The sequence below is a fragment of the Selenomonas sp. genome, assembly GCF_052169755.1.
Lineage (GTDB): Bacteria > Bacillota > Negativicutes > Selenomonadales > Selenomonadaceae > Selenomonas.
In genome coordinates this window covers 1-26,836 of record NZ_JBQNBV010000004.1, presented here as the reverse complement: position 1 = coordinate 26,836, position 26,836 = coordinate 1, and the positions used below count along the sequence as shown (strand labels likewise).

22 protein-coding genes are annotated in these 26,836 nt (G+C 56.7%); 1 reads left to right on the top strand and 21 read right to left on the bottom strand.

Going from position 1 to position 26,836, the window contains the following annotated elements; genetic code table 11:
- Positions 1–831 carry a phosphatidate cytidylyltransferase gene (locus tag ACTTKG_RS00750; protein WP_442672351.1) on the bottom strand — a complete coding sequence of 277 codons (831 nt, stop codon included), beginning with the start codon at positions 829–831 and terminating at the stop codon, positions 1–3.
- Positions 832–862: 31 nt separating this feature from the next.
- Complete coding sequence (locus tag ACTTKG_RS00745; protein WP_442672350.1) at positions 863–1,639, bottom strand: isoprenyl transferase; 777 nt, start codon at positions 1,637–1,639, stop codon at positions 863–865.
- 335 nt (positions 1,640–1,974) lie between these two features.
- Here ACTTKG_RS00745 and ACTTKG_RS00740 point away from each other — a divergent pair, with 335 nt between their 5' ends.
- Positions 1,975–4,233 (top strand): EAL domain-containing protein, encoded by a 2,259-nt coding sequence (locus ACTTKG_RS00740; protein WP_442672349.1) that lies wholly within the window; start codon positions 1,975–1,977, stop codon positions 4,231–4,233.
- 65 nt (positions 4,234–4,298) lie between these two features.
- Here the strand turns inward: ACTTKG_RS00740 and ACTTKG_RS00735 are convergent, their stop codons facing one another.
- The 19 genes from ACTTKG_RS00735 to ACTTKG_RS00645 all read right to left on the bottom strand — a co-directional run.
- Positions 4,299–4,928: a hypothetical protein gene (locus tag ACTTKG_RS00735; protein WP_442672348.1), complete on the bottom strand. Its 630-nt coding sequence runs from the start codon at positions 4,926–4,928 to the stop codon at positions 4,299–4,301.
- 121 nt (positions 4,929–5,049) lie between these two features.
- Complete coding sequence (locus tag ACTTKG_RS00730) at positions 5,050–6,219, bottom strand: cation diffusion facilitator family transporter (RefSeq protein WP_442672347.1); 1,170 nt, start codon at positions 6,217–6,219, stop codon at positions 5,050–5,052.
- A gap of 6 nt (positions 6,220–6,225) precedes the next feature.
- The gene (locus ACTTKG_RS00725; RefSeq protein WP_442672346.1) at positions 6,226–7,623 is read right to left on the bottom strand and encodes an aminopeptidase; all 1,398 of its coding nucleotides are present in this window, start codon (positions 7,621–7,623) and stop codon (positions 6,226–6,228) included.
- A 38-nt stretch (positions 7,624–7,661) separates the two neighbouring features.
- A complete protein-coding gene (gene dusB / locus ACTTKG_RS00720) occupies positions 7,662–8,618 on the bottom strand; it encodes a tRNA dihydrouridine synthase DusB (protein ID WP_442672345.1) in 957 nt (318 codons plus the stop codon).
- On the bottom strand, positions 8,615–9,385 hold the full coding sequence (locus ACTTKG_RS00715) for a type III pantothenate kinase (RefSeq protein WP_442672344.1): 771 nt from the start codon (positions 9,383–9,385) through the stop codon (positions 8,615–8,617). Before ACTTKG_RS00715 ends, dusB begins: the two co-directional genes overlap by 4 nt.
- A 61-nt stretch (positions 9,386–9,446) precedes the next feature.
- On the bottom strand, positions 9,447–10,427 hold the full coding sequence (locus ACTTKG_RS00710) for a biotin--[acetyl-CoA-carboxylase] ligase (RefSeq protein WP_442672343.1): 981 nt from the start codon (positions 10,425–10,427) through the stop codon (positions 9,447–9,449).
- Between the two features lie 79 nt (positions 10,428–10,506).
- Entirely contained in the window at positions 10,507–12,498 is a 1,992-nt protein-coding gene (gene ftsH / locus ACTTKG_RS00705; RefSeq protein WP_442672342.1) for an ATP-dependent zinc metalloprotease FtsH, read from the bottom strand.
- 384 nt (positions 12,499–12,882) lie between these two features.
- The gene (gene hpt / locus ACTTKG_RS00700; RefSeq protein WP_442672341.1) at positions 12,883–13,422 is read right to left on the bottom strand and encodes a hypoxanthine phosphoribosyltransferase; all 540 of its coding nucleotides are present in this window, start codon (positions 13,420–13,422) and stop codon (positions 12,883–12,885) included.
- Positions 13,391–14,881 (bottom strand): tRNA lysidine(34) synthetase TilS, encoded by a 1,491-nt coding sequence (gene tilS / locus ACTTKG_RS00695; protein ID WP_442672340.1) that lies wholly within the window; start codon positions 14,879–14,881, stop codon positions 13,391–13,393. The genes hpt and tilS overlap by 32 nt, the downstream gene beginning before the upstream one ends.
- Positions 14,882–14,973: 92 nt before the next feature.
- Complete coding sequence (locus tag ACTTKG_RS00690) at positions 14,974–15,429, bottom strand: S1 domain-containing RNA-binding protein (protein ID WP_442672339.1); 456 nt, start codon at positions 15,427–15,429, stop codon at positions 14,974–14,976.
- A 192-nt stretch (positions 15,430–15,621) separates the two neighbouring features.
- Entirely contained in the window at positions 15,622–15,939 is a 318-nt protein-coding gene (locus ACTTKG_RS00685) for an FtsB family cell division protein (RefSeq protein ID WP_442672338.1), read from the bottom strand.
- A gap of 47 nt (positions 15,940–15,986) precedes the next feature.
- Complete coding sequence (locus tag ACTTKG_RS00680; RefSeq protein WP_442672337.1) at positions 15,987–16,442, bottom strand: hypothetical protein; 456 nt, start codon at positions 16,440–16,442, stop codon at positions 15,987–15,989.
- Between the two features lie 26 nt (positions 16,443–16,468).
- A complete protein-coding gene (locus ACTTKG_RS00675; RefSeq protein WP_442672336.1) occupies positions 16,469–17,599 on the bottom strand; it encodes an MGDG synthase family glycosyltransferase in 1,131 nt (376 codons plus the stop codon).
- Positions 17,600–17,719: 120 nt separating this feature from the next.
- Positions 17,720–18,475, bottom strand: a complete 756-nt coding sequence (locus tag ACTTKG_RS00670) for an SDR family NAD(P)-dependent oxidoreductase (RefSeq protein ID WP_442672335.1) — start codon at positions 18,473–18,475, stop codon at positions 17,720–17,722.
- A 116-nt stretch (positions 18,476–18,591) separates the two neighbouring features.
- On the bottom strand, positions 18,592–18,870 hold the full coding sequence (locus ACTTKG_RS00665) for an HU family DNA-binding protein (protein ID WP_442672334.1): 279 nt from the start codon (positions 18,868–18,870) through the stop codon (positions 18,592–18,594).
- A 120-nt stretch (positions 18,871–18,990) separates the two neighbouring features.
- Positions 18,991–19,686, bottom strand: a complete 696-nt coding sequence (locus ACTTKG_RS00660) for an SAM-dependent methyltransferase (RefSeq protein ID WP_442672333.1) — start codon at positions 19,684–19,686, stop codon at positions 18,991–18,993.
- A complete protein-coding gene (mfd, locus tag ACTTKG_RS00655) occupies positions 19,687–23,040 on the bottom strand; it encodes a transcription-repair coupling factor (RefSeq protein WP_442672332.1) in 3,354 nt (1,117 codons plus the stop codon).
- Between the two features lie 117 nt (positions 23,041–23,157).
- Positions 23,158–25,632 carry a leucine--tRNA ligase gene (leuS, locus tag ACTTKG_RS00650; protein WP_442672331.1) on the bottom strand — a complete coding sequence of 825 codons (2,475 nt, stop codon included), beginning with the start codon at positions 25,630–25,632 and terminating at the stop codon, positions 23,158–23,160.
- Between the two features lie 66 nt (positions 25,633–25,698).
- On the bottom strand, positions 25,699–26,836 hold a 1,138-nt coding region (locus ACTTKG_RS00645), incomplete at its 5' end, for an ArsB/NhaD family transporter (protein WP_442672330.1).

Below are 26,836 nucleotides of genomic sequence, written 5' to 3'. Positions count from 1 at the left end.
TCAAACTCCCGCCAAGCCAACGACTTGGATAAAATAATAAACGAAGGGCGCCGTGAACATCACACTGTCGAACCGATCCAAAACGCCGCCATGTCCCGGAAAGAAGCGCCCCGAATCCTTGACGCCCGCGTAGCGTTTGATGAGCGATTCTGCAAGATCGCCGACCGTCGCGGCACATGCGAGAAGCACGCCCAAAAAAGCCATCAGCGGCACGGAAAATCCGAGCGCCCCACCGAGCGCCGCAACGACTGCCGTCGTCCCGACAAGCCCCCCCAAAAAGCCCTCGACCGTCTTTTTCGGACTGATCTCCGGACACAGTCTGCGGCTGCCGAAAAAGGAGCCTGCAAAGTAAGCGAAAGTATCGCTCGACCATGTGCCGAGGAACATGATCCAAAGGAACGCACAGCCAAGCGTCATATCGCCGACGGGCGTCGCCAGCACGACATCCTGCGCCGCAAAACGCAGCAAAATGAGGTGCGCAAAACAAAAGCCGACATAAAAAATACCCGCAAGAGAAAAGCATACCTGATCGACAGCGAAACGACGATGACGGAAAACCGCCTCAGCAAACACCAACAGTACGGCAAGCGTCGCGATGGCGACGAGCCACGCACTGCCCCAAAGCCAAGCGGCGGTACCGAAAAGGGAAATGACGACGAAGCCCACGAGCCTTGCGAGAGGCTTTCCCACATGCTCAAATGCCGAAACATACTCGTACCATGCGGCAAACGAAAGCAAAATGGCGCAGACGGCATAGAGCCAATCCCCCTGCATAATGACAAAAGCAGCGAGAGCCATGCCGACGACGCCCGTAATAATCCTTGTAAGCAAACCACGCACCTCTTTAACGGGGCAATCCCCTTCATTTTCCCTTAATTCCGCCGAAGCGCCGTTCGCGGCCCGCATAGTCGCGGATCGCCTCCAAAAAGCAAGCGGGCTTGAAATCGGGCCAATTCGTCTCCGTGAACCAGAACTCCGCATACGCCGTCTGCCAAAGCAGGAAGTTGCTCAGACGCATATCGCCGCTCGTGCGGATCACGAGATCGACCGGCGGCAGTTCTTTCGTATCGAGCGCCGTTTCAAAAGACTCCGGCGTGATCTCCTCGGGAGAAAGCGCGCCCTCCTGCACCTTTCGCGCCAATTCCTGCGCCGTGCGGCAAATCTCATCCTGTCCGCCGTAATTGACAGCAACGCAGAAGTTCACTCCCGTGTTGTCCTTCATCAACGCTTCGGCATGACGCACACGCTGAATCAGCTCGGGCGTCAGCTCATCAACGCGCCCGATGAAGCGGATGCGCACGTTTTTCTCGTGCATTTCCCGCTCCTCTTTATCGAGATATTCCGAAAAAAGACGCATAAGGAAATCGACTTCTTCATGTGGGCGCTTCCAGTTCTCCGTCGAAAAAGCATAAACGGTCAGCACCTCAAGCTTCAAGTCAATCGCCGTAGCCAAAATGTCGTGCAGCGTATCAACGCCTGCACGATGACCAACCGTGCGCAAAAAGCCCTGCCCTTTCGCCCAACGTCCGTTGCCGTCCATAATGACAGCAACATGGCGCGGCAGGCGCGAACGCTCGATGTCAAGAAGCGCCGCTTCGTTTTTCGGCAAAGGCGCTTTGCCAAAAATCTTCTTCCACATAGTTCTCCCCTAACAACCCCAACGGCTTTTCAACGACGTTCACATTTTGCCGCAAAAACTTCATGAAGCCATTATAACACGAAATATTCCCAAACAAAAGAGTGTCATTTCCGAGCGAATCCCCGCATTCCTTACGCACGCCTTCCTGTGTCATCGGCATCAACCTTGACACAGCTTTCGAAATCTTGCCGAGCGTCTGCAAAAAATTATAAACAAAATCCAAACATTTTTTCAATAAACAAAAACTTTTTTCCTATAAGCAATAGACGAATGGGGAAAGTTCATGTATAATAATATCGTCCAAATAGACATTGATAAAGGGGTTGGGAAGAATCATGGACTCCGTTTCGGAATGGCTTGATGAATTTTGTGAGAAAAGCGATCTTTCTGCAGCTTTCCTGAAAAAAATCGTCGACACGGAAGAATCTGATGAAGGTATCCTTTCACTATTCGAATACATGGGCGAGATTTTTTCTTTGCATCGCATCATCGTCTTTGAATACAAAGGGGAACGCTACGCGCCTACCTACACATGGAGCGCCAAGGACACGACACCGTACAGGCAACCTGCGGATGATCTTATCCGCGCCGCTGTCGCCTTGACGAGCGGCAGGCTGACGAACGGCAGGCACGTCCTCTTCAAGGACACGCAGGTTTTCGCCGAGAAGCACCCTCTCGCCAGTCGCTGCTTCGCCTCGCTCGGACTTTACACCCTCTCCGCTGTACCGCTCTTTCGTGACGATGCGCCGTCCGGATTCATCACCTGCGATGTGCCGGATTGGAGCAACGCGCACGACATCACGGCGGCCTTGTATCTCGCCGGGCGCTTTGCCATGCGCATCTTGCGTATGCGCGACATCCTGCGCAGCACGGGCGGCACTGCAGCAGAAATCGACGCGGACGCTGACAAGGGGCTGCTTTCCGTATTTTTGCGGGAGAATTTCTTTGACTTCCCGAACTTCCTCGATTCCATCGAGCTTGCGGATCAATACATCTACTTCGGCGACATGCAGACAAATCTCTTCTATATCAACGACCAGATGCGCGAAACCTTCGCCTTTAAGAGCAACATCGTCAAAAATTTCCTCGGCGAATGGGAAAGGTGCATACGCCGCCCCAACGATCTCGCAACCTATCGCGCGGACATCGCCGACATCATCGAGAACAAGCGCGATATCCACGATCTGCGCTATCGCGTGACCGATCATGCGGGAAATGAATTCTGGATTCGCTGCTGCGGCATCTTGAAGTGGGATCCGACACATGAAACGCCGCTGTTCTTCTCCGGAAGCATCGCGCGTCTCGCGATTGATTTCGTCGTCGACCCTATCACAGGCTTTGCTCGCGAAAAGGGCGCCGAACTCAAATTGCAGGAGCTGCAGAAGGATCATCCCGCCCTTTCCCTCATCGGTTTCCGCTTGAACAATTTCCGTGAAATCAACGAACTTCGCGGCAGAGGTCATTCCGACGCGCTCCTCAAGGACATCGCAGCCGGTCTTACCAATCGGTTCCGCGACAATTTGCTGATCTATCGCCTTGATGGTCTGCGCTTTCTTGCCATTCTTTCGCCGGGCACCCATGAAGATCCCAAAACGATCCTCGACTTCATCAGCTTGACCGTGCGAAACCTCTATGCCGTCTACGGGCTTGCCGTACAGACGCCCTCTTCGCTTGCCCTCATGGAGGACATACCAAGCGATACGGCGTCGGATGAGATCATCGCCAATATGCTGAGTCTCTTGGATCTCGCGAAGGAAGCGCAAGATGAACCTTACATCATCTTCTCCCCGCAGAATCTTGAAACGCGCAAAAATCTCAGCCGCTTTCTGCTCGCGATCAATGAAGATGTCGAGCGCGGCTGCGCCAACTTCCGCACGGTCATACAGCCGGCGGTCTCCGCCGATGGCTTCGGCATCGTCAGCGGTGAACTCCTGTGCCGTTGGTCGCATGATGGTACGAACATCTCGCCGGGCGTATTCATCCCCATCTTGGAACGCAGTCAGCAGATCCGCGCTGTCGGCCGTTGGATCTTCGAACAGGCGGTCATCCACGCCAAGCGCATACGCCGCACAAACCCGCGCTTTTCCCTGAGCTTCAACGTCAGCTATTATCAGGTACTCGACCCGGAATTTCTGCCCTGCATGCGCCAGACGCTTGCACGTCACGCGATGGACGGCAAAAATCTCGTCGCCGAACTCACGGAGACAAACTACAACGAAAGCCCCGCAACCTTGCAGAAGTTCATCGAGGCGTGCCGCGATCTCGGCATCCGTCTCGCACTCGACGATTTTGGCACCGGCTACTCCTCGCTCGAACTTCTCTTGAAACATCCGTCTGACATCGTCAAGCTCGACCGCAGTCTCATGAAAGAGATGGCGTACTCAAAGAACAGCAGTGACTTCATCTCAAGCATCGTCTACTCGTGCCATAAATTCGGCAAAAAAGTCTGCGTCGAAGGCGTAGAAACGGAACAGGAACTTCAAACCGTCCTCGAAGCGGGCTGCGACTACATCCAAGGCTTCTACTTCTATCGGCCGCTTGAGATTCCGGATTTTTTCAATTTACTCGAACAGCCGTCGAAAAGCGATCGCTGACAGACAGTAAACAGGCAAAAAGAAACCGCACGGTCCATCGCGCCGTGCGGTTTCCTTTTGCCTGTTTACTGATGCAGAGCGTCATATGCCCAATCGTCAACGCCGAGCATACGGATCGAGATGCGCTTGCCGGCGTTCGTCGGATGCAGGGACAGCGCGAAATATTTCTCCGTGCCGTGGTCGTTGATCTTGAAGATGCTGTCGAAATGACCGCCGACACCGTAGAAGCTCAAAAACGTCATCGGATACGTGTTGAACGTGCCGTTTCTAAAGAACGCGACAAGGTTGTTGTCGGCGTCGTACCAGTGACCATCAAGATAGTCATAGGCGGCGTCAGGCACTTGGAACCATTCCTTATGGACGCTGACACCGTTCATTTGCACCGTCGGGCGGAAAAACGGGTTGTTTCTATCCGCTTTGTCTGCCGCTGCATTGGAGTATTCGACGGGGACGTTGCGGAAGCCATTCGGTTCTTCCACCTGCACGGCGGCGGCGAAGTTGCCGGGGCTGCCCGCCATCGTGATCATGTTCATGCGAAACGTATTGAGCTTGCCGTCACGCACGATGGCAAAGAGATTGCCGTTGTCGTCATACCAGTTGCCCTCAAGAAAATCCAACTCGGAATATGCCTGCGCCTGCGGCGCCGCCAAAAAGAGCGAACACGCGAAAAGCGCTGCAGCAAGGAATTTTTTCATGTTTTCTGCCTCCTAAATTCTACGTTCAGCACTGCTGTCAACATCTTTTTTATTCTTCATCAAGGTTTAAACTCCTGCTTCTTTGCCTAAACTACCCAAATTTTAAGGAAGCTCTGCCCTATCAGCAAAAGAAGCGATCGACGCGAATTACAGGCTGATAAGCGGAATTGTGCGCCTTGATCTCACGCGCGAGAAAGAAGCCGACATCAGCGTTCGTCATCTTGCAGTCATCAGCAACTTTGACATCGAAGATGATTTTCTTGCCGCCGCCCTTTGCCGTCGTCATGCGGAAATCATGGATGGATTCGCCCAGCTTGTTTTCGTGCATGATGGCTTCAATCTCCGCACGCACGCGCTCGACCTCCGGATCGTCCGTGACGACAGGATCCATGTGAACGGTCACGATGATCTGATATTTCCTGCGCAAAAGCTCCTCAATACCGTCGATGACCTCATGCGCTTCGAGGAAATCCATCGAGGCGGGAACTTCGGCGTGTACAGATGCGAATGTACGCCCCGGACCGTAGTCGTGGATGATGATATCGTGTACGCCCGTGATCGCGCGATGCTTGAGAACCGTTTTTTCAATGCCCTTGACGAGCGCGGGATCGGGCGCCCGTCCCAAGAGCGGCTGCAAGGTGTCGCTCGCCGCTTCCCAACCGCTGTGCAGGATGAAGAGCGCGACGAGGATGCCCGCCCAGCCGTCGATGTCGATGCCCACCGCATAGTGCAGCGCAAGGCTGGAAACGACGACGACGGTTGCGATGCAGTCGTTGAGACTGTCCGCCGCCGCCGCGCGGATCGCTGCTGAATCGATGCGCTCGCCGATCGTCTGGTTGAAGCGGCCGAGCCAAAGCTGCAAAGCGATGGATGCGGCAAGAATCACGAGCATGGAAACGCTCACCTCGGGCGGCTCGGGCGCGAGAATCTTCTCGATGGACGCTTCGAGCAATTTGAACCCGATGAGAAGAATCAGCCCTGCGATGCAAAAGCCCGCAACATATTCTACCCTGCCATGCCCGAATGGATGCTCGGCATCAGCGGGTTTCGCCGCGAGACGAAAGCCGAGGAGCGTCGCCACGGACGCCGCCGCATCCGCGAGGTTGTGCACAGCGTCGGCGACGACGGACACGGCGCCGCTCATGACGCCGAGGAAGAGTTTGACGGCGCTGAGGATGAAATTGACCGTGATGCCTACGCGCCCGCTCAAATTGCCGTAGGCGAAGCGCACCTCGGGCAGCGTCGTCTTATCGTAATCCTTGACAAAACGGCGGAAAAGACTTTCATACATGCGTCTTTATGCCTCCGCGAGAAACGCGGCGTACCCTTTCTTCACTTCATAGACATCGACCTTGCTCGTGACCTCCCACGGCGCGTGCATCGAGAGCACGGCGACGCCGCTGTCGATGACCTGCATTCCGTAGAGCGCCATGATGTAGGCGATCGTGCCGCCGCCGCCGAGATCGACCTTACCGAGTTCAGCGGACTGATAGCGCACATCATGTTTGTCAAGCATGGCGCGAAGCTCCCCCAAATATTCGGCGTTTGCGTCGTTCGAGCCGGATTTGCCGCGCGAACCCGTGAACTTGTTGAATACCATGCCGCGCCCGAGATAGGCGACGTTGCGCTTGTCGAAAGCCTCGGCGTAGAGCGCATCGTAGCCCGAGGAAACATCGGAAGAAAGCATCTTCGACGCTGCGAGTGCGCGGCGCACAGCCAGTTCCGAATATTGCCCGAGCGCGTTCATAAGTTCGGCGAGCATGTTCTCGAAGAAGTGCGAGCGCATTCCCGTCGCACCGACGCTGCCGATCTCCTCCTTGTCGACGAGCAGGCAGCACGCCGTGCGCTTTGAGGGCTTCGTCTCAAGCATGGCAGCGAGCGACGTGTAGGAGCAAACGCGATCGTCCTGCCCATAGCCGAGAATCATGCTGCGGTCAAAGCCCATCTCACGAGCGGCGCCTGCAGGAACGAAAGAAAGCTCCGCCGACAGGAAATCATCGTCTTCGATGCCGTACTTCTCCTGCAGCAGATGAAGCACATTCTTCTTCACGGCATCCTTGTCCTCGTCGGCAAGCGGCAGCGTGCCAACGAGCACATCAAGCTTTTCGCCTTCGACGACTTTATCCGCCGTTTTTTTCAGCTGTTCCTGCGATAAGTGAACGAGGAGATCGGTCACGCAAAAAGTCGGTTCGGAAGCCTCCTCACCGATGACGACATCAAGCAGCGTGCCGTCCTTCTTAGCGACGACGCCATGCAGCGCCAGGGGCACCGTAACCCACTGGTACTTCTTGATACCGCCGTAATAATGCGTGTCAAGGTAAGAAAGCCCGCTGTCCTCGTAGAGCGGATTCTGCTTGACGTCGAGACGGCATGTATCGATGTGCGCGCCAAGGATCGCCAAGCCGTTTTCGACAGGATCCGTGCCGACGTGGAAGAGCGCGACGGCTTTCTTCATATAGGCGCAATAGACCTTTGCTCCCGGTGCAAGTTTTTTTCCTGTGCGCACGACTTCTTCAAGATCTTCATAACCTGCCGCCTCTGCCTGACGGATGATCTCGCGCACGCTCTCGCGCTCCGTCTTGCACTTTGTCAAGAACTCGATGTATCCTTTGGAAAGATTCTCCAATTCCTGCTTTTGCTCCTCGGAATACGAACTCCAAGGCAGCTCCTTCTTCTTGTCCTTTGTTTCTGCCATAATATCACCTGTTTCCTTGCCAAGCGGCGTATACCGCCTTACACTAAATCCTCCAAAATTGCGGCGAAATCCTCTCTCGTTTCCGCGCGATTGAACATCTCACGCAGCCGCGCACCGTTCTTCATGCCGCGTGTGTACCATGTCGCATGTTTTCGCATCTCGCGCGGACCGACGTAATCGCCCTTCGTTTCGAGCAGCATGTCAAGATGACGAAGGATGAGTGTGCGCCGCTCCGCAATCGTCGGCGGCGCGACGACCTCGCCCGTGCGCAAAAAACTCGCCATCTCACGAAAAAGCCACGGATTGCCCTGTGCAGCTCTGCCTACCATCACACCGTCTGCATCCGTCGCCTCAAAGATTCGTACGAGATCGACGACGCTTCTGACATCGCCGTTCGCGATGACGGGTATGGCGACGCGCTCCTTCACGGCGCGAATAATCGCCCAATCCGCCTGCCCGCTGTAGAACTGCTCGCGCGTCCTGCCATGTACGGCGATGGCGTCGACGCCTGCCGCCTCAGCTCGCTCGGCAATATCCACGGCGTTGACATTCGCTGCATCCCAGCCTTTTCTTATCTTCACAGTCACGGGCAGCTTGACGGATCGCCTGAGCGCACGCAAGATGCGCTCGGCGCGTTCAGGATCGAGGAGAAGCGCCGCCCCTTCGCCATTCTTGACAATCTTTGGCGCAGGACAGCCCATGTTGAAGTCGATGACATCGGCGACGCCGAGACTTTCGACGTAAGAAGCCGCACGCGCCACAGCTTCCGGCTCATTGCCGAAGAGCTGCATCGCCAGCGGGCGCTCACGCGGATCCGTCCGCAGCATCTTGAGCGTGCGTTCGTTGCGGTAGTTGATGCCGTTCGTGCTGACCATCTCGGTGTAAACGAGCGGACAGCCAAGCTCGTGTACGAGGATGCGGTACGCCATATCCGTCACACCCGCCATCGGCGCAAGAAAGACAGGCACGGGAAAATCGAGCTTCCCGAGCCTCATTCCGAATTCCTCTCGTAGAGTACGCGAAGCCCCGTGAGCGTCAGGAAGTGGTCGATCTTGTCGATCATCTTCGATTCGCGCGAAATCATGCGCGCATAGCCGCCCGTCGCGATGACCTTGATCTCATTGTAGCCCATCTCTTTCTTCATGCGGCGCACGATCTCGTCAATCTGCCCGACGTATCCATAGATGATCCCCGCCTGCATACCACTGACCGTGTTGCGGCTGATGATGCGTTTCGGCGTCACAAGTTCGATGCGCGGCAGCTTGGCAGCGCGCTGAAAGAGTGCATCGGCAGAGCTCGACAGCCCCGGCGCGATGACGCCGCCGAGGAAATCGCCGTTCGGTGCAACAACGTCAAACGTCGTCGCCGTACCGATGTCAATGACGATCAAAGGACCGCCGTACTGCTCGAAAGCCCCCGCGACATTGACGATGCGGTCGGCGCCGATCTCGCGCGGATTCTCATAGGAAATACGAAACCCCGTCTTGATGCCCGGTCCTACGATAAGCGGACGGATATGGAAATAACGCTCGCACATCTTGATCATCGGCACCATCAGAGGCGGCACGACGGACGATATGATGATCGCTTTCACCTGCTCCATGCGAATGTTATGATAGGCGAAAAGGCTATTGATGAGCATACCATATTCATCGCCCGTTTTCTGCCGGTCTGTCGAAATACGCCAATGGCGCAGGAGTTTTTTCCCTTCATAGGTGCCCATCACGATATTGCTGTTTCCTATGTCAAAAACAAGTAACATTCTCCATCCTCCCAGACTGCGCTGCCCGCAGGCAGGCTAGAAAAGGCACATTCCTCATGGTTTATGTATTCTTCGGACGAATCGACACATCGCCTGCAAGCACGCGGCGCATACCGTCCTCCGTCTCGACGAGCAGAGCGCCCTCCTCGTCGATGTCGACCGCTCTGCCGTCGAAGCTCTCCTTGCCCGTGGCGCTGATGACGCGAACTTCCTGCCCAAGCGTCACGGCACACGCACGCCAACGCGCGATAATGGGCGAAAACCCTTCCTCATCAAGCTGGATGCAAAGTGCATCCAGCGACTCAAGAACGGCTTGGAAAAAAGCGACGCGCGGCAGGTTCTCTCCCTTCATGACGGCGAGCGACGTCGCCTTGTCGCGCAGCTCCTCGGGGAACTCTTCCTCTTTGATATTGACGTTGATGCCCGTGCCGATGACGATATAGTTGATGCGATCAATCTCAGCGCTCATCTCCGTCAAAATGCCCGTGAGTTTCTTCCCCTCGTGGAGGATGTCATTCGGCCACTTGATCGCTGCTTGAAGTCCAAAACGCTTCATCGCCATCGCCACGGCGACGGCGGCTAAGAGCGTACACTTCGGCGCTTCCTGCGGCAAAATATGGGGACGCAGAATCACGGAAAACCATATTCCCTTGCCTTTCGGTGAAAAATACGACCGATTCAAGCGCCCGCGCCCCTTGCCCTGCGCTTCCGCTACGACGACTGTGCCCGAGGCGGCGCCCTGCGCGGCAAGCTGCTTCGCCACCTGATTCGTCGAATCGATCTCATCGAAAAAGACGATATTCCTGCCGACAAAGTGCGTCTGGAGACCGTTCTTGATCTCCTCAGCCAAGAGGCGATCGGGTGCATCCTCCAAGCTGTAGCCGCTTCGCGATTGGCTCTTGATCGCATAGCCCGCCTCGCGAAGCTCCTTGATATGTTTCCAGACAGCCGTGCGCGAAACGCCAAGCCTCTTGGCGATCTCCTCGCCCGAAAGGTACTCTTCTCCAGCTCTGCGCAGAAGCTCCAAAATTCTCGACCGCAAACTCATCCCCCCCGACGAAAAGGGCTGTTTCAGAGAAACAGCCCTTTCCTTCAAAGTGCGGGCGCCTTCCCGACTTTCCTTATCCGTCATGCCGCGTCACATTGAGCTTGGGCGCGACGTCCTTGACTTCCACGTCTTCCTCCGCCGCTTCTTCCACGGGCTTGGTGATTTCAACGCCCCCAGGTCGATGCAGCGGTTCAAGGATCACGCCGTCGTGATCGTCCGGCGCATCCGCATGATCCTCGGCTTTCTTTTCCTTCTCCGTGATCTTGCCCGTTTCGACGAGTTCTTCAAGCTCCGATGCTTCGAGCGTTTCGCGCTCGATCAATGCCTGTGCGATGAGGTCAAGTTTGTCACGGTTGTCAATGATGATCTTGCGGCACGCCTCGTACGCCTCGTCGATGTAACGGCGAACTTCCTTGTCGATCTCGCTCGCGACCTCTTCCGAGTAGTTCCTCTGATGATTGAGATCGCGTCCCAAGAACACCTGATGCTCGGCGCTCTCGCCATAGGAAATCGGCCCCAAGACGTCGCTCATGCCGTACTGCGTAATCATGCTGCGCACGATGCGCGAGGCATGCTGGATGTCCTGCGAAGCGCCCGTCGAGATCTCCTTCAAGACGACCTCTTCGGCGACGCGGCCGCCCATCGCGACCTTGAGCTTATCCATGAGTTCCGAGCGCGTCGCGTAAGAGCGATCTTCCTTGGGCAGCATCAGCGTGTAGCCGCCCGCTCTGCCGCGCGGAATGATCGTGACCTTGTGTACGGGATCGGCGTTCGGCAAGAGCATACCGACGAGCGTATGACCGCCCTCATGATACGCTGTCAGCTCCTTTTCCTTGTCCGTCATGACCTTCGAGCGGCGCTCGGGACCTGCCATGACGCGCTCGATGGACTCTTCCAGCTCATTCATGCCGATGCGCTTCTTATCGCGCCGCGCCGTCAGAAGAGCCGCCTCATTCACGAGGTTCGACAAATCCGCGCCCGTAAAACCCGGCGTGCGCCGCGCGAGAATATCAAGGTCGACGTCGCCCGTCAAAGGTTTGCCTTTTGAATGCACCTTCAGAATCGCGAGCCTGCCGCGCACGTCGGGCTTATCGACGACGATCTGCCGATCGAAGCGGCCGGGACGCAGAAGTGCAGGATCGAGAATGTCGGGGCGGTTCGTCGCCGCCATGATGATGATGCCCTCGTTCGCCGCGAAGCCGTCCATCTCGACAAGCAGCTGGTTGAGCGTCTGCTCGCGCTCGTCGTGACCGCCGCCGACGCCTGCGCCGCGCTGGCGGCCAACGGCGTCGATCTCGTCGATAAATACGATACACGGCGCATTCTTCTTCGCTTGATCGAAGAGATCCCGCACACGCGAAGCGCCGACGCCGACGAACATCTCAACGAAGTCGGAGCCGCTGATCGTGAAGAACGGGACGCCCGCCTCACCGGCAACGGCACGCGCAAGAAGCGTCTTTCCTGTACCCGGCGGTCCGTAGAGCAGCACCCCCTTCGGAATGCGCGCGCCTAGATCGTTGAACTTCTTCGGATGCTTGAGGAATTCGACGACCTCTTCAAGCTCCTGCTTCGCCTCATCGGCGCCCGCCACATCCTCGAATGTGACCTTCATCTTATCGCTCGCCGTCATGCGCGCACGGCTCTTGCCGAACGACATCACTCGTCCGCCTCCGCCCTGCGTCTGCTGCATGATGAAGAACCAGACGCCGATGAGGAGCAGGATCGGCAAAATCGACGAAAACATCGTCGACCACCACGGCGCTTCCGCCGGCCGCTCCGCCTTGATCTCAACATTCTTCTCCTGCAGCGTCTTAAGGAAGTTTGTATCCTGATTCGGCGCATCGGGCGTGATCGTCAAAAACTCCGTACCGTCTGCGAGTGTTCCCTTGACGATATTGTGCTCAAGCGTGACCTTCGCGACCTCACCCTTTTGTACCTGCTGCAGAAAATCCGAGTAGTTGACCTCGTTCGTCACGACCTCGCGCGTCTGAAAATAATCAATCGCGGAGATGGCGATCAAGATGATCAGCAGATAGAACACCACGCTGCGAAAAAGTTTATTCAATCGGTCATCCTCCTGTTCCAAAATAATGCTTTAAGGAAACGCTGATAAAATGAAGTCGCCCAGATTTGCACAGATGCACTGTTCCTATCTAGGAGACAAACCGCAGGCGTAGCGGTGCTACGTCGAGGATTTGTTGACGACGAGAGGACAGTGCAGATGTGTGAAGATGGGTGACTGAATCTATCCGTGTTTCCTTAAGGAAACGCCGAAAAGTCACGGCATTTCGCCAAAGTCCCCATATCATGTTTCAGCAAAAGGCAATGGAAGCACCTTTTGGCTCATAAAACAAAAAACCTCTACAGCGTTTCATTATAGCATTAAAACAGGTGTTATACAAACCCTTTCGCACGATATTCGAGATATTTCACGGAAGATGCGAGAGCATCATTTTCTGTATATCTCGGGCTTCAAGACGCCGAGATACGGCAAATTCCTATATTTCTGATCGTAGTCAAGCCCATAGCCGACGAGGAAAGCGTCGGGCACTTCCGCGCCGCAGTAATCGACCTTCACATCCACCTTGCGGCGCGACGGCTTGCTCAGAAGCGAGCAAAGTTTGACGCTCTTCGCCTTTCGGTGGCGGAAATTGTCCATCAAATAGTGCATGGAAAGCCCCGAATCCACAATGTCCTCGATGAGCAGAATATTGCGCCCCGCAACGCTCTTGGCAAGGTCAAGGAGGATCTGCACCTCTCCCGTCGAACTCGTACCGCCGCCATAGCTCGAAAGCTGCATAAAATCGAGCGTCACAGGCAAATCTATCGTGCGCACGAGATCGGCATAAAAGATCACTGCGCCCTTCAAAATGCCGACGGCGTAAATCTCCTCGCCCGCATAGTCGCGTGTAATCTCGCGCCCGAGCCGCGCTACCATCTCAGCAAGCGCAGCTTCATCAAAAAGAATCTTCTCCAAATCGTTGTGCATGATCGTATGCTCCTTTCTCAAAAACAGCGACGAGCCGCACCATCGGCTCTCCATCCTCCGCCATCGCGGGCGAAAAGCGCCGTATGCCAACCGCCCAGGCAATTCCCTCCGCACAGACGACAAGCGGCACGCGATCACGCGCGGTGCGCGGTATATGCTCGTCGATAAAAAACGCTTTGAGCTTTTTCGTGCCCTGCGCAAACTGCACACGGTCACCCGTACGGCGCGTGCGCACATGGGCGCCCGCCAGAGCACGCGCCGCACAATAAATCTCCGTGCGCCCGTCTGTCGTCGTGCGTTCCTTCACGAAATCTGCGACAAGCGTGACGCCGAGCGAAGGCAGGCGCGTCACCCCCGGCGTCTGAAGCGGCACGACGAGCGCCGCGTCGTTCGACGCATTTTGCGCCTGCCCGCCTGCACCGTCTCCCCCACGAACGGATCGCACGGAACCAGAAGTGAACACCCCCTGATCCCAGTCGAGGAAAAAGCGCACGTTGCCGGGCAGATCCCAAAAAAGTCCGCCGCGCCTCCCCAGCATCATGCAGCGCACTTGCTCGACCTGCCGATAGCCCCAATCGTGCGTCTCATCAACGAAAGCACACATGGCAAGGCGCACAATACGGCGCTGCAAAGCAAGCGGTTCATCGCGAAACGCCGCCCGTGAAAGCGCAAGACTCTTTCCCTCCGTCATCTTTCCCGCCGCTTCCCCGCGCCGCACCACACGCGCGAAGGCCTCACGCGCCAGCGCATCGAGCAGCGCCTCGTCCGCCTGCACCGCATCGGCAAGACGCACGAGCGCCGCGCTCACCGAAGCATTGATGTGCGAGGCAAGGCGCGGCATGATCTCCAATCGCAAATAATTGCGCCGCGCATCCGCCACATCGTTCGTCGCATCATGGCGCGCCTCGATGCCGCGCTCCCTGCAATAAGCCGTAAGCTCCGCTTTCGTACAGCACAGAAGCGGGCGGATGACATCTCCTGCACGCGGCAGCATACCGGAAAGACCGTGCAGACCTGAGCCGCGCAAAATATGCATCAGCACCGTCTCCGCCTGATCATCCGCATGATGCGCAACGGCGATCGACCGTGCGCCGACCTGCTCCTTGACACGGCGCAAAAACGCATAGCGCAGACCGCGTGCCGCCGTCTCCAGCGAAAGCCTGTGTTCACGCGCATACTGCGGCACATCTGCCGCCTCAACCGTACAAGGGACGCCGCGCATACGGCAAAAGTGCGCGACACAGCGCGCATCCTCACACGACGCCGCACCACGAATCCCATGCTCGAAGTGCGCCGCATACACCAAAAGCCCCTGCGCCTCACGCAAGCGCAGCAGCAAATCGAGCAGCGCCAGCGAATCCACGCCGCCCGAAACAGCGACAACAACGGAAGAGCCATGCGCCAGAAGCCCATGCTCCTCGCAAAAAGCCAAGACCTTTTTTTGCATAACTCCCCGCATCACATATACATCCTCCGGCACACAAAAGTCATCGCGCTCGCCAGACCATAAACAGGAAAAGCACTCCCGGAAAGAGTGCTTTTCTTATGCGGTTAATCCCTGCGCGAACCTCGACCGCCGCGCTTGGAATCCGTCTTGCGGCGCAAATCCGTCAGCCTTTCATCGCTGTCCTTGAGGAACCGCGACAATTTGTCTTCAAAGGAGGCGCTGCCAGGACTGAACCGCCCCTGCCGCTTAAAGTCCCCACCCGCATTGCGGCGCGGCGGCATCGGACGGCGCGGAACTTCCCCGACCTTCTTTTCCACCGGCTTCTTTTCCTGCAGTTGTTTGATGGAAAGTCCGATCTTACCGCGATCATCGACCGTCAAGACCTTGACCTTCACCTTGTCCTTCTCCTTGAGGAAATCATGCACGTCCCTCACATACTCATCAGCGACCTCAGAGATATGGACAAGACCGACCTTCCCCTCAGGCAGTTCGACGAACGCCCCGAAATTCGTGATGCCCGTCACCACACCCTCAACAATACTGCCTACTTCAATGGACAAATTATTTCCTCCTTAGTTATACTGTGGAAACACCGACGCCGTCGGCTCCCACCTCTCAGCGCCTTCTCCCGCGCCAAGCGTGCTTCCTTATTATACTCTTGCGCCTTTTGCGCTGTCAAGAAAATCCCAGCACGAAACGAGAAAAAGAAAAGATGCTGCCTATGAGTTCTTAGCCTTTTAGGCAGCATCTTTTCATTTCTTCGCGATATACGGCAGCTCGCCTTCATGCGTCATACCGAGTTCTTCTCTCGCTGTTTTTTCAATATAGACGGGATCATCAAGATTTTCCTTGAGTTCCTTCAAGGCGGCATTTTCACGCTGCGCCGTTTCCAAGCGCTGCTGCGCTGCGATGTAGTCGCGGTCGAGTTCGTTCAAGTGGATTTGCTGGTCGATCATCGTGTAGGCGAAATAACCAAGAACACAAAGGACGACGACAACGAACCAATCGAGTCGGTGCCCCTTGCCCCTGCGCTTGTTTTCCGCTGCCATCTTGATCACGACCTTCTGCAAACCATCCGCTGCACACCTTCAGCGCATGTGCAGCATTTGAAGAACCACTATTTCTCCGACCACTGGAAGTATTCCGTCGTCGCTATGCGTCGGAATATGGAATCACAACTCGCACATCGGAAATGCGACGAGACGTTTTCCATATCGGCCTTGCCGTCCACGAGCTTGACGGGCGTCCACTCGACGAGGTCAAGCTGCCCGCCGCAGCGCGGACACGGCGCATGTCCATTGGCGTCGGCGCGCAAAATCGTCGGCGCAAGGTCGCCGACCGCCTTGAGCTTTGGCATGTCGAATGCATCATAATAGCCCGAGTTCAAAAGCTCACGGTAAAAAACATTGCAGCTGTCACACTCGTAGCGCGGTTTCACGCTGTCAAGATCTGCTTTGCCGCCGCGGATTCTGACCGTACCGCCCTCAACCGTACGAAGCGGTCTGCCGCACTGCGGACAGAGAAATGCGCCGCTCGCATCCTTTTCCAATTTCGATACCGCCACAAAAACCATCTCCGCAAAAAACTAGAAAACTCATATCAATCAGCCCTTGCGGCTGCCGTCTGCAAAAAAAGTGCGATCTCTTTCGCTGCATCCGGACGGCTTGCCCGACACGCCGCCTCGCGCATAGCGCGAAGGCGTGACTCATCACCCAACAGTCCTGTGACGAGCGCCGCAAGATTTTCACCCTTACCGAGCCAGACCGCCGTGCCGCGCTCGCTGGCGATCATCGCATTTTCAAGCTCCGGTCCCGGAATCGGCTCGTGCAGGATCAACGGCACTCCCATCGCCCACGCCTCGCTGATCGTCAAGGCGCCGGGCTTCGATATGAGAAGCGCGGCGACCGCCATGAGTTCGGGCACCTCATCGGTGTAGCCCCATGCGCGGATTACATGATGCGACCGTGCGGCATAGGTTTCGACCCAAGCGAGCAGGCGTTCATTCTTCCCTGCGACAACAAGAATCTGAAGCTCTTCCGCGACATCCTCCAACTTTTCCAGAGAGTGCGCCACATCGCCCAGACCCAGCCCACCGCCCATGACGAGGATGGTCGGCAGCACATCGCTGAGACAAAAGTTCTTACGGATTGCCGCACGATCAAAAAGCGCGGATGCGAGCGGCAATATCGGGATGCCTGTCGAATGAACCGCCGCCGCCGCACAGCCCTCCTTCAACAGGCTGCGGCGCATCCTTTCCGTCGCGACAAAAAAGGCGTCGACGCCGGGATAGAACCACATGCGATGCACGCTGTAATCCGTGAGCACAGTAGCGAAAAAAAACTGCTCCTCACCGCTCTCCTTGAGGCACGAAGCCGCCCCCTCGGGAAATGGGTGCGTACAGATCACGACATCCGCCGCATAGCGGCGCACGAGAGCGCGCATATTGCGCTTCGTCAAGGCGGCGATGAGCTTCTGCACCGGCGACGCACCCTGCCGATATCCCGTAAAACGGTAGAGAAGCTGGTAAAGGTTCGGCACGAAGTGCAGCATCTTCAAATAGACCGCCTTCATAAACCATGTGACCCATGCCGTATCGCGCCGCGTAAAATCGACGACTGTCACACGCGCCTGCGGCTCCTCGTCCAAAAGAGCCGCCGCCAGCGCCTGCGCCGCCTTCATGTGACCCGAGCCGATCGATGCGGTTACAATAAGATAGCTGCGAGACGACATGAACGCCCTTTCCTCACCCTCGAAAATGAAATAGTCAAACAACTTCTCCTTGCCATGATTTCTATTTTAGCACAAGAAAAGCACGGTTACAACAAAACGCGTGTTCTCCGCAACTTCACCTCATCCTGCCGTAAGACCGCCATCCACGCTCCATGCAGCGCCCGTCACGAACGATGCGGCATCCGATGCGAGAAAAAAAATAACAGCGGCGACCTCTTCCGCCGTCGCTATCCTGCCGAGCGGATAGACTCCTGCCATTTGCCGCAGAGCCTCATCACGGTCAGGCGCCGCTTGAAGCTGCATCTCCGTCATCGGCGTCGCAACGTCACCGGGGCACACGCAATTCACGCGCACGCCGAAGGGTGCAAGCTCTAATGCCAAAGCCTTCGTGAAGAGCGTCACCGCGCCCTTGGACGCACAGTACGCCGTGCAGAGAAAGTTGCCGTGCAGTCCCGCATCAGAAGAAAGGTTGACGATATTGCCGCCGCTCTCCTTCAAGGACGCAAGAGCCGCCTGTGTCGTGAAGAACATGCCTTTGACATTCGTGTCCATGATGTCCTCGTACTCTTCTTCCGTCAGATCTTCAAGCGCACGCTCCCGATAGACGCCCGCCGAGTTCACGAGCACATCAAGCCGTGAAAAATGCGTATACACGTCAGCAACAAGCCGCTTCGCTTCTTTTGCGCATCGAATATCCGCGGCAAAAAATACGGCGTGTCCATCCGCCGCCAAACCGCCCAGGGATGCGAGAGCCGCCTCGCCGCGTTCCCTCGACCGTCCTGCCAAGGCAACAAAGCACCCCGCCTGCAAAAAGCGATGCGCCGCCGCAAGACCGATGCCCGACGTACCTCCCGTGATGAGAACTACGCGCTCCATCAACCTTCCTCCCAAGAAATCGCAGATAAAACCATGAGCTTCCTTTTAGCGGCGCTTCCAACATGCTACGAAAAAAGGCTGGGTAAAAAAACCCAGCCCCCAAAGAGCCGCCGTGCTCACTTCTTGTTGACGGCGTCCTTCAAAGCCTTGCCTGCCTTGAATACAGGATTCTTCGAAGCGGCAATCTTAATTTCCTTGCCCGTCTGCGGGTTGCGGCCGGTACGAGCAGCGCGATCCTTCACCTCAAATGTACCGAAACCGATGAGCTGAATCTTGTCGCCCTCGACGAGAGCTTCTTCAATGCTCTCAATGACTGCGCCCAGAGCCTTCTCGGCATCCTTCTTCGTCAGACCTGCTTTTTCCGCTACATTAGCCACTAATTCCGTTTTGTTCACGTTTGTAGCCTCCTTTTCAAATTTGTTACGCTACCTTTATTCGCTGTACTTCGTTAGAATCCTCTTTCCTGCAGCAAAAAAGTTCAAAAAAACTTGAAAAACCGCCCTTCACGAGGATTTTTAATCATTTTGAAATGTAGTACGCGCGATGAAAAGACTCGTCAGATGATCCGTATCCCTCTGCCGATCCAGCTCGTAAAGGGGTATCGGTCGCACGGATTCATCGGGCAGCGCGATGTTGTGCAAATAGATGACTTCCGCTTCGTCACGCAGGCGATCCATCAGTGCAAGTTTTAGCTCGGAAGCGATCTCACGGCTGTAGACCTGCGTGAAGAGCACGCTCGTCGAAGGGTTCAGAGGCAGGTGCGCGGCATCCGCCGCATCGAGGATCAAAAGCCCTGCGACGGGATCGATGCCAAGTACGCCGTAGAGCGTTTCTACAAAGCTCATACCCGGAAGAATGGAAATCGCCAGACCTTCCTTTATACACAAATCGCGCAAAAAGAGTACCGTGCGTTCCGCTACGAACGGACTGCCGGGAACGGCATAGACGACCGCCTCGCCTGCGCGCACTCTTGCGGCAAGATCTTCTGCAATCGCATGATAAAGTTCTTCGAAACTCGCAGCCTTTTCGTACCATGCGTCATAGCTCGTGAAAGCGATGCCGCGCCGCCGGATTTCAGCCACGGACGGATGAATCGCCGTGCGCAGGAGAATACTCTTGCCGCTCGTCATCGCCGCCATGCTTTCCAGCGTGATAAGCCCGAAGCGTCCGGGCCCCAGCCCCACCACCGTAATGCTTCCCGCTTCCTTCATCTACGCCTGTCTCCTTCCCGCCTTGCCCTGCGGCGCTTTATTCACCCCGTTTTTCGTCGTAAGCGCCTCTTGTTCACCTGACAAAAGCATCAAGATGCGCGTGATGAAGTTCGTGATATTCTTCTTGTACTGTGCGGCAAGCCGTATGCGAAGCATCTGCTGCGGCATCGGCAGCATCTTGGCGTTCCTGCCGAAAAGTCCGAGAAGTTTCAGCATTCCATCGGGATCGAACGTAGGTTTTTCAATGAAGGAAATTTCCAGAAACAGCGGCTTTTCTACGATGGCGCGAATACCGAGAGAGCGCGCGTAGTTTCGTATGCGCGCGACTTCTAAGAGGCGCAGTACAGCGGGTTTCGGCTCGCCGAAGCGGTCGATGAGCTCGTCGAGAAGCTCTTGTATCTCTTCCTTTTTCCGAATCGCCGCAATGCGCTGATAGATCTCGATCTTGTGCATGGGGTCATTGATGTATTCACCGTCGATATAGGCTTCCGCCTCAATATCGACGACGGGTTCAGCCTTCTCTTCCCTTGGTTTGCCCGTGCGCTTTTCCTGCATCGCTTCATCGAGCAGCTTCGAGTACATCTCGAAACCGACACTCGCGATGTGTCCGTGCTGCTCCGCGCCCAAAAGATTGCCCGCGCCGCGAATTTCAAGGTCGCGCATGGCGATCTTGAAGCCCGCGCCAAGCTCGGCGAACTCCTTCATCGCCTGCAGACGCTTTTCCGCCGTTTCGGATAAGACCTTGTCGGCTTGGTAAACGAAATAGGCGAACGCCATGTGATTTGACCTGCCGACGCGGCCGCGCATTTGATAGAGCTGCGATAAGCCAAAGTAGTCGGCGTTGTAGACGATGATCGTATTCGCATTCGCCACGTCGAGACCATTTTCCACGATGCTCGTCGCGAGCAGGATGTCGTAGCGTCCCTCGTAGAAATCGACCATGACGCGCTCTAGAAGCTCTTCTGCCATCTGCCCGTGCCCCGTCTGGATACGCGCCTCGGGCACAAGATCTTCAAGCCGCTGGCGCATGATGTCGATGCTCTCGACACGGTTGTAAACGAAGTAAATCTGCCCGCCGCGCCGAAGTTCGCGGCGAATGGCATTCTTCAAGACGGCATCGTTTTCCTCGACAACGTAGCTTTGCACGGGGAAGCGCTCGGCGGGCGGCGTCTCGATGATGCTCATGTCACGCGCCCCGACAAGCGACATGTGGAGCGTCCGCGGAATCGGCGTCGCCGAAAGCGTCAGCACATCGACGCCTGCCGCAAGCTTCTTGATCTTCTCCTTCTGCTTGACGCCAAAACGCTGCTCTTCATCGACGATCAAAAGCCCCAGATCGGAAAAATGCACCCGATTCTGATTCAAAATGGCGTGCGTACCGATGAGCACATCGACGCGATTCGCCTCCAATCGCTCGATTGTCGCCTTCTGATCCTTCGCCGAACGAAAGCGGCAGATGACATCGACGCTGACGCCAAAATCAGCGAAGCGTGCAGAAAAGGTCTGGAAATGCTGCTGGGCAAGAACGGTCGTCGGCACAAGCACAGCGACCTGCTTATGATCCATGACCGCTTTGTAAGCGGCGCGGATCGCCACTTCCGTCTTGCCGAAACCGACGTCGCCGCAAAGCAGGCGGTCCATCGGCTCGGGCTTTTCCATATCCGCCTTGATCTCCTCAATGGCGCGGCGCTGATCGGGCGTCTCCTCGTAAGGAAAGGCGTCCTCAAACTCGCGCTGCCACGGCGTATCGGGCGAAAAGGCGAAGCCTTTCGCCGCGCGGCGCTTCGCATAAAGCGCGATAAGTTCATCGGCGATGTCCTCGACAGAAGCGCGTGCGCGCGCCTTTGCCTTGATCCACTCCGTGCCGCCCATGCGGTGCAGGCGCGGCACGGAGCCTTCCGAGCCGATATACTTCTGCAAGAGTCCCACTTGGTCGGTCGGCACGAAGAGTTTGTCGTCGCCGCCGTACTTGATGTGCAGATAGTCCTTCTTGACGCCGCCCACGTCGAGCGTTTCAACGCCGAGATACTTGCCGACGCCGTGGTTCACATGAACGACGTAATCGCCGACATTGATCTCACGAAAGTGTGCGATGCGCTCTTCCTTCGGCGCTTTTTGGACGATCTTCTTCTTCTGCCTGCCAAAGACATCCCTTTCGGCGACGACGACGAGCCGCGCATCCGGCATCTCAAAGCCGTTTGCAAGCGTACCCACGAGAATGTTCAGATAGGCGTCACTCAGCGGCTCGCCGTCCTTCGCCACGGCGGACGGTATGCGCGATTTTGCGAAAAACTCGCGAAGCGACGCCGCCTTTTCTGCATTGCCGACAAAGATGACGACATGCTGCTTGTTGGAAAGCCAATTTCGCGTCTCGGTCTTCAAGAGATCCATCTGGCGCTGAAAAGGAGCTACCGCCTGCACAGCAAGGCTCACAAGCTCATCCGGCTCCGCGCCATAAATCTTCTGCAGCATGAGCGCAGCAAAAAACGTCGCATTTCCTTCAGCGCTCGCTACAAGCTCATCCCATGAGAATACCTGAGACTTAATCTCCGGCGTCTCCTTGACGAGCTTTTGCATGTTCTCACGCGTGCGCAAAGGCTCGTCAAAGATGACGACCCCCTCGCCCGCCAAATAGGAAAGGACTGCCGCGCCCTCGCCCGCCCTTTCGCTTGGCGCGGCGGGCAGCACAACAGCGCTGGGAACATTGCGTATGGAACGGCGCGTCTCGGGATCAAACTCGCGCAAAGAGTCGATCTCATCGTCGAAGAACTCCAAGCGAAGCGGCAAGGACGCATTGAGCGGGTAGACGTCAACGATGCCGCCGCGCGCACTGAACTGTCCAAGACCATCGATCTCACTCGCCGCCTCATAGCCCAGCTCGACAAGGCGCGAAAGCAAAACCTCCCGCGAGAGGGTCGCGCCGACCGCAAGGTGCAGACTCATGCGCTCAAAATCTTGACGCGAAATGCCCTTCTGCATAGCGGCGGCAGCCTCGGCAAGCACGATGACAGGCTCCTTCTTGAGAAGTCTGCCCAAGACGCCCATGCGAAGCGCCGTACGCTCCATACCCTTCGCCGTCGCTTCCACCGTCATCATATCGACTTCCGGCAATTCTAAGATCTCTCGCGCAGGCAGAAGCGCCGCCAGATCGGTGCGCCATGCGTCAATCGCCTCGCGGCTGTGCGTGACGATGACCACAGGCTGCGAAGAAGCATCGCATGAAGCGGCAAAGAGCGCATGTTTTTGCGAACCGCTGAGACCGTAGACGAGCGTCTTGCCGCCTCGGCGCGAAAACTTCTCGACGATCTTTCGAACCGAAGCGCCGCGTGCCATTTGTTCAAAAAGTGCTTTCATGATCTCACCATCCAGCAAAGCGCGAAAAGGAGCTTGGCGAATCGCCAGCCCCTCTGCGCAGCGCACAGGGAGCACTATCCCCCATGCGCGTGCAAACGCTTTTATTGTTCTCAAACATCATTTGACGACAATGTTGACGAGCTTCTTCGGCACGCATATCACCTTGACGACCGTCTTGCCCGCCGTAAGCTCTTTGACCTTCGGCTGTGCGAGCGCCAGCTTTTCCATCTCCTGCGGCTTCATATCCGCCGATACCGTCAGCTTGTCGCGCACCTTGCCGTTGATCTGCAGGACGATCTCGATCTCGTCCTCGACGACAGCCGCACTGTCAAACTTCGGCCATCTGGCGTCGTGGACGCTTCCCTTGCCCTCCATGCGGCTCCAAAGCTCCTCCGCAATGTGCGGCGCAAAGGGCGCGAGCATCTTCACAAGCGCAAACGAGAGTTCTCGCACGAGTCCCGGATGAACCGCCTTGTCCTGGAATCCGTAGAAGGCGTTGACGAGTTCCATGACGGCGCTGATCGCCGTGTTGAACATGAAGCGCTCGCCAATGTCGCCCGTGACCTTCTTGATCGTCTGGTGCAGCGTGCGGCGCAGCGCCTTCTCCTCAGCCGTCAATGTCGAGTGGTCGTAATCATCGATACCCTCTCGGATCGCGTCCTCGAAATGCGCGACGATGCGCCAGACGCGGTTCAAAAAGCGGAACGCCCCCTCGACGCCCTGATCGCTCCACTCCAAGTCACGCTCGACGGGCGCTGCGAAGAGGATGAAGAGACGAGCCGTATCAGCGCCGTACTTCTGGATGATCTCCTCGGGGGAGACGACGTTGCCCTTCGACTTCGACATCTTCGCGCCGTCCTTGATGACCATGCCCTGCGTCAGAAGATTTTGGAACGGTTCATCGAAATCCAAAAGCTTCTCGTCGCGCAGCACCTTCGTGAAGAAGCGCGAGTAGAGAAGGTGCAAAATCGCATGTTCAATGCCGCCGATATACTGATCGACAGGCGCCCAATAGTTCACCTTGTCCGCCGCAAACGGCTTGTGCGTGTTGTGCGGATCGGTGTAGCGCATGTAGTACCACGACGAGCAAATGAAGGTGTCCATCGTATCCGTCTCGCGCCTTGCGGGACCGCCGCACTTCGGGCATGTGCAATGCACGAAGGATTCGCTCTGCGCCAAAGGAGAAACGGTCCCCTGCTCGAAGTTCACATCCTCGGGCAGACGGACGGGCAATTCCTCTTCGGGCACGAGCTGTTCGCCGCATTTGTCGCAGTAGATGACGGGAATCGGCGCACCCCAGTAGCGCTGGCGCGAGATGAGCCAGTCGCGCAGGCGATAGTTGACCCTGCGCCTGCCGAAGCCTTCCTTGACCGCCTTTTCGACGATTGCCGCAAGCGCCTCGTGCATCTCCATGCCGTCGAACTCTGCCGAATTCACGAGGACGCCGTCCTTGTCCGTGTAGGCTTCCGTCATTTCTTCAAGCTTCAGCTCACGATCCTTCGGGCGCAGCGTGACGATGATCGGCAGGTCGTACTTCTTCGCAAACATCCAGTCGCGCTGATCCTCCGACGGTACGCCCATGACAGCGCCCGTGCCGTACTCGGCGAGGACGTAGTTCGTGACCCAAAGCTCGACCTTCCTGCCGTTGAAGGGATTGACGGCGTAAAACCCCGTGAACATGCCCTCTTTCTCCGACTCGCCCGACGTGCGCTCAAGCTCCGACTGCGCCTTGACCTTGTCGGCGAAAGCGCGAAGCTCCGCCGCCTTCGGATTATCCCTCAGAATCTTCTCCATCAAGGGATGCTCCGCCGCGAGCGCCACGAAGGTCACGCCGTACGCCGTATCGGCACGCGTCGTATAGACGGCGATCTTCTCGCCGAGCGCGGGCACGTCGATGTCGAATTCCAAGCCCTCGGAGCGGCCGATCCAATTCTCCTGCATCGTCTTGACGCGCTCGGGCCAGCCCTTGAGCTTGTCGAGGTCGGCGAGAAGCTCGTCCGCATAGTCCGTGATCTTCAAGAACCACTGCGAGAGATCCTTCTTGTGCACCTCGGAGTCACAGCGCCAGCATTTGCCGTCGATGACCTGTTCATTCGCAAGCACCGTGCCGCACGTATCACACCAGTTGACCGACGCTTCCTTCTTATAGGCAAGCCCCTTCTTGTAGAAAAGCTCAAAGAGCCACTGCGTCCAGCGGTAGTACTCGGGGCGACAGGTCACCGCCTCGCGGCTCCAATCGTAGGAAAGCCCCATGCTCATCTGCTGGCGCTTCATGTTCTCGATGTTGGAATACGTCCAATCGGCGGGCTTCACACCGTGCTTGATCGCCGCGTTCTCCGCCGGCATACCAAAGGCGTCGAAGCCCATCGGATGCAGCACGTTGCAGCCCTGCATCTTCTTGAAGCGGGCGATGACATCGCCGATTGAGTAGTTGCGCACATGCCCCATGTGCAGATTGCCCGATGGATAGGGGAACATCTCCAGCACATAATATTCGGGCTGCGTGCGGTCGATCTCTGTCTTGTAGACATCGTCCTTCTGCCACTTTTCCTGCCACTTTTTTTCGATTTCCTGCGGAGCATATCTCTCCATACAACAAAGTCCTCCTAGAGAAATAGGGGCGTGCGGGTATCCCCGTGCGCCCCAAAAATTGCTTTTTTACAAATATCTGAGCCAGACGTAGACGCTCGAAATCGCAATCGACAGCGTCATCATCGGCAGAGCGATCTTCATGAAGCTGATGAAGGAGATCGGCTTGCCGCGCTGCGCCGCCATCGAAGCGACGACGACGTTCGCCGAGGCGCCGATCAGGGTGCCGTTGCCGCCAAGGCAAGCGCCCAAGGCGAGCGACCACCATACGGGTTCGAGGTTCGTCATGCCCATCTGCCCCATGTCCTGAATCAGCGGGATGAGCGTCGCGACGAACGGGATATTGTCGATGAATGCCGAAGCGTAAGCGCTCATCCAAAGAATGAGCATCGAGGTCGCCGTGAGATCGCCGTTCGTGATCTTGATCGCCTCTTCCGCAAGCATCTTGATGACGCCCGTTTCAACGAGCGCGCCGACGAGGATGAAAAGACCTGCGAAGAAGAAGATGGCGAGCCATTCGACTTTCGACAAAACCTTCGCAATCATCGCTTCCTTCTGCGGGAAGCTGATGAGGAGCAAGAGACCCGCGCCCGTCATGGCGGCTGTCGCCGTGTCGAGGTGAAGCTGTCCGTGCAGCACGAAGAGGCTGATCGTGACGGCAAGTGCGAACAGGCACTTCTTCAAGAGGCGCGGCTCGACGATCTGGCTCTTTTCATCGAGCTGCATGACCTTCGCGCGAAGCTCATCCGTCGTGTGCAGCTTGTTGCCGTAGAGCACGATCAAAATGCCGATCGTGATGATGAAGATCAGGACGCAGATCCCTGCAAGGTTCGTGATGAAGTCCATGAACTGCAGACCGACGGCGCTGCCGATCATGATGTTCGGCGGATCGCCGATGAGCGTCGCCGTGCCGCCGATGTTCGACGACAGGATCTGCGCGATGAGGAACGGCTTGACGTCGACGTTGAGCTGCTTCGTGATGCTGAACGTGATCGGCACCGTCAGAAGCACCGTCGTCACGTTGTCAAGAAGCGCCGAGCAAACGGCGGTGAGGATCGACAATGCGACGAGCAGCGAGATCGGCTTCGCCTTGACCTTCTTCGCCGCCCAGATAGCGAGGTAGTTGAAGAGTCCGGTCTCGCTCGTGATGTTTACGATGACCATCATGCCCATGAGGAGTCCGAGCGTGTTGAAGTCAATGTGATGA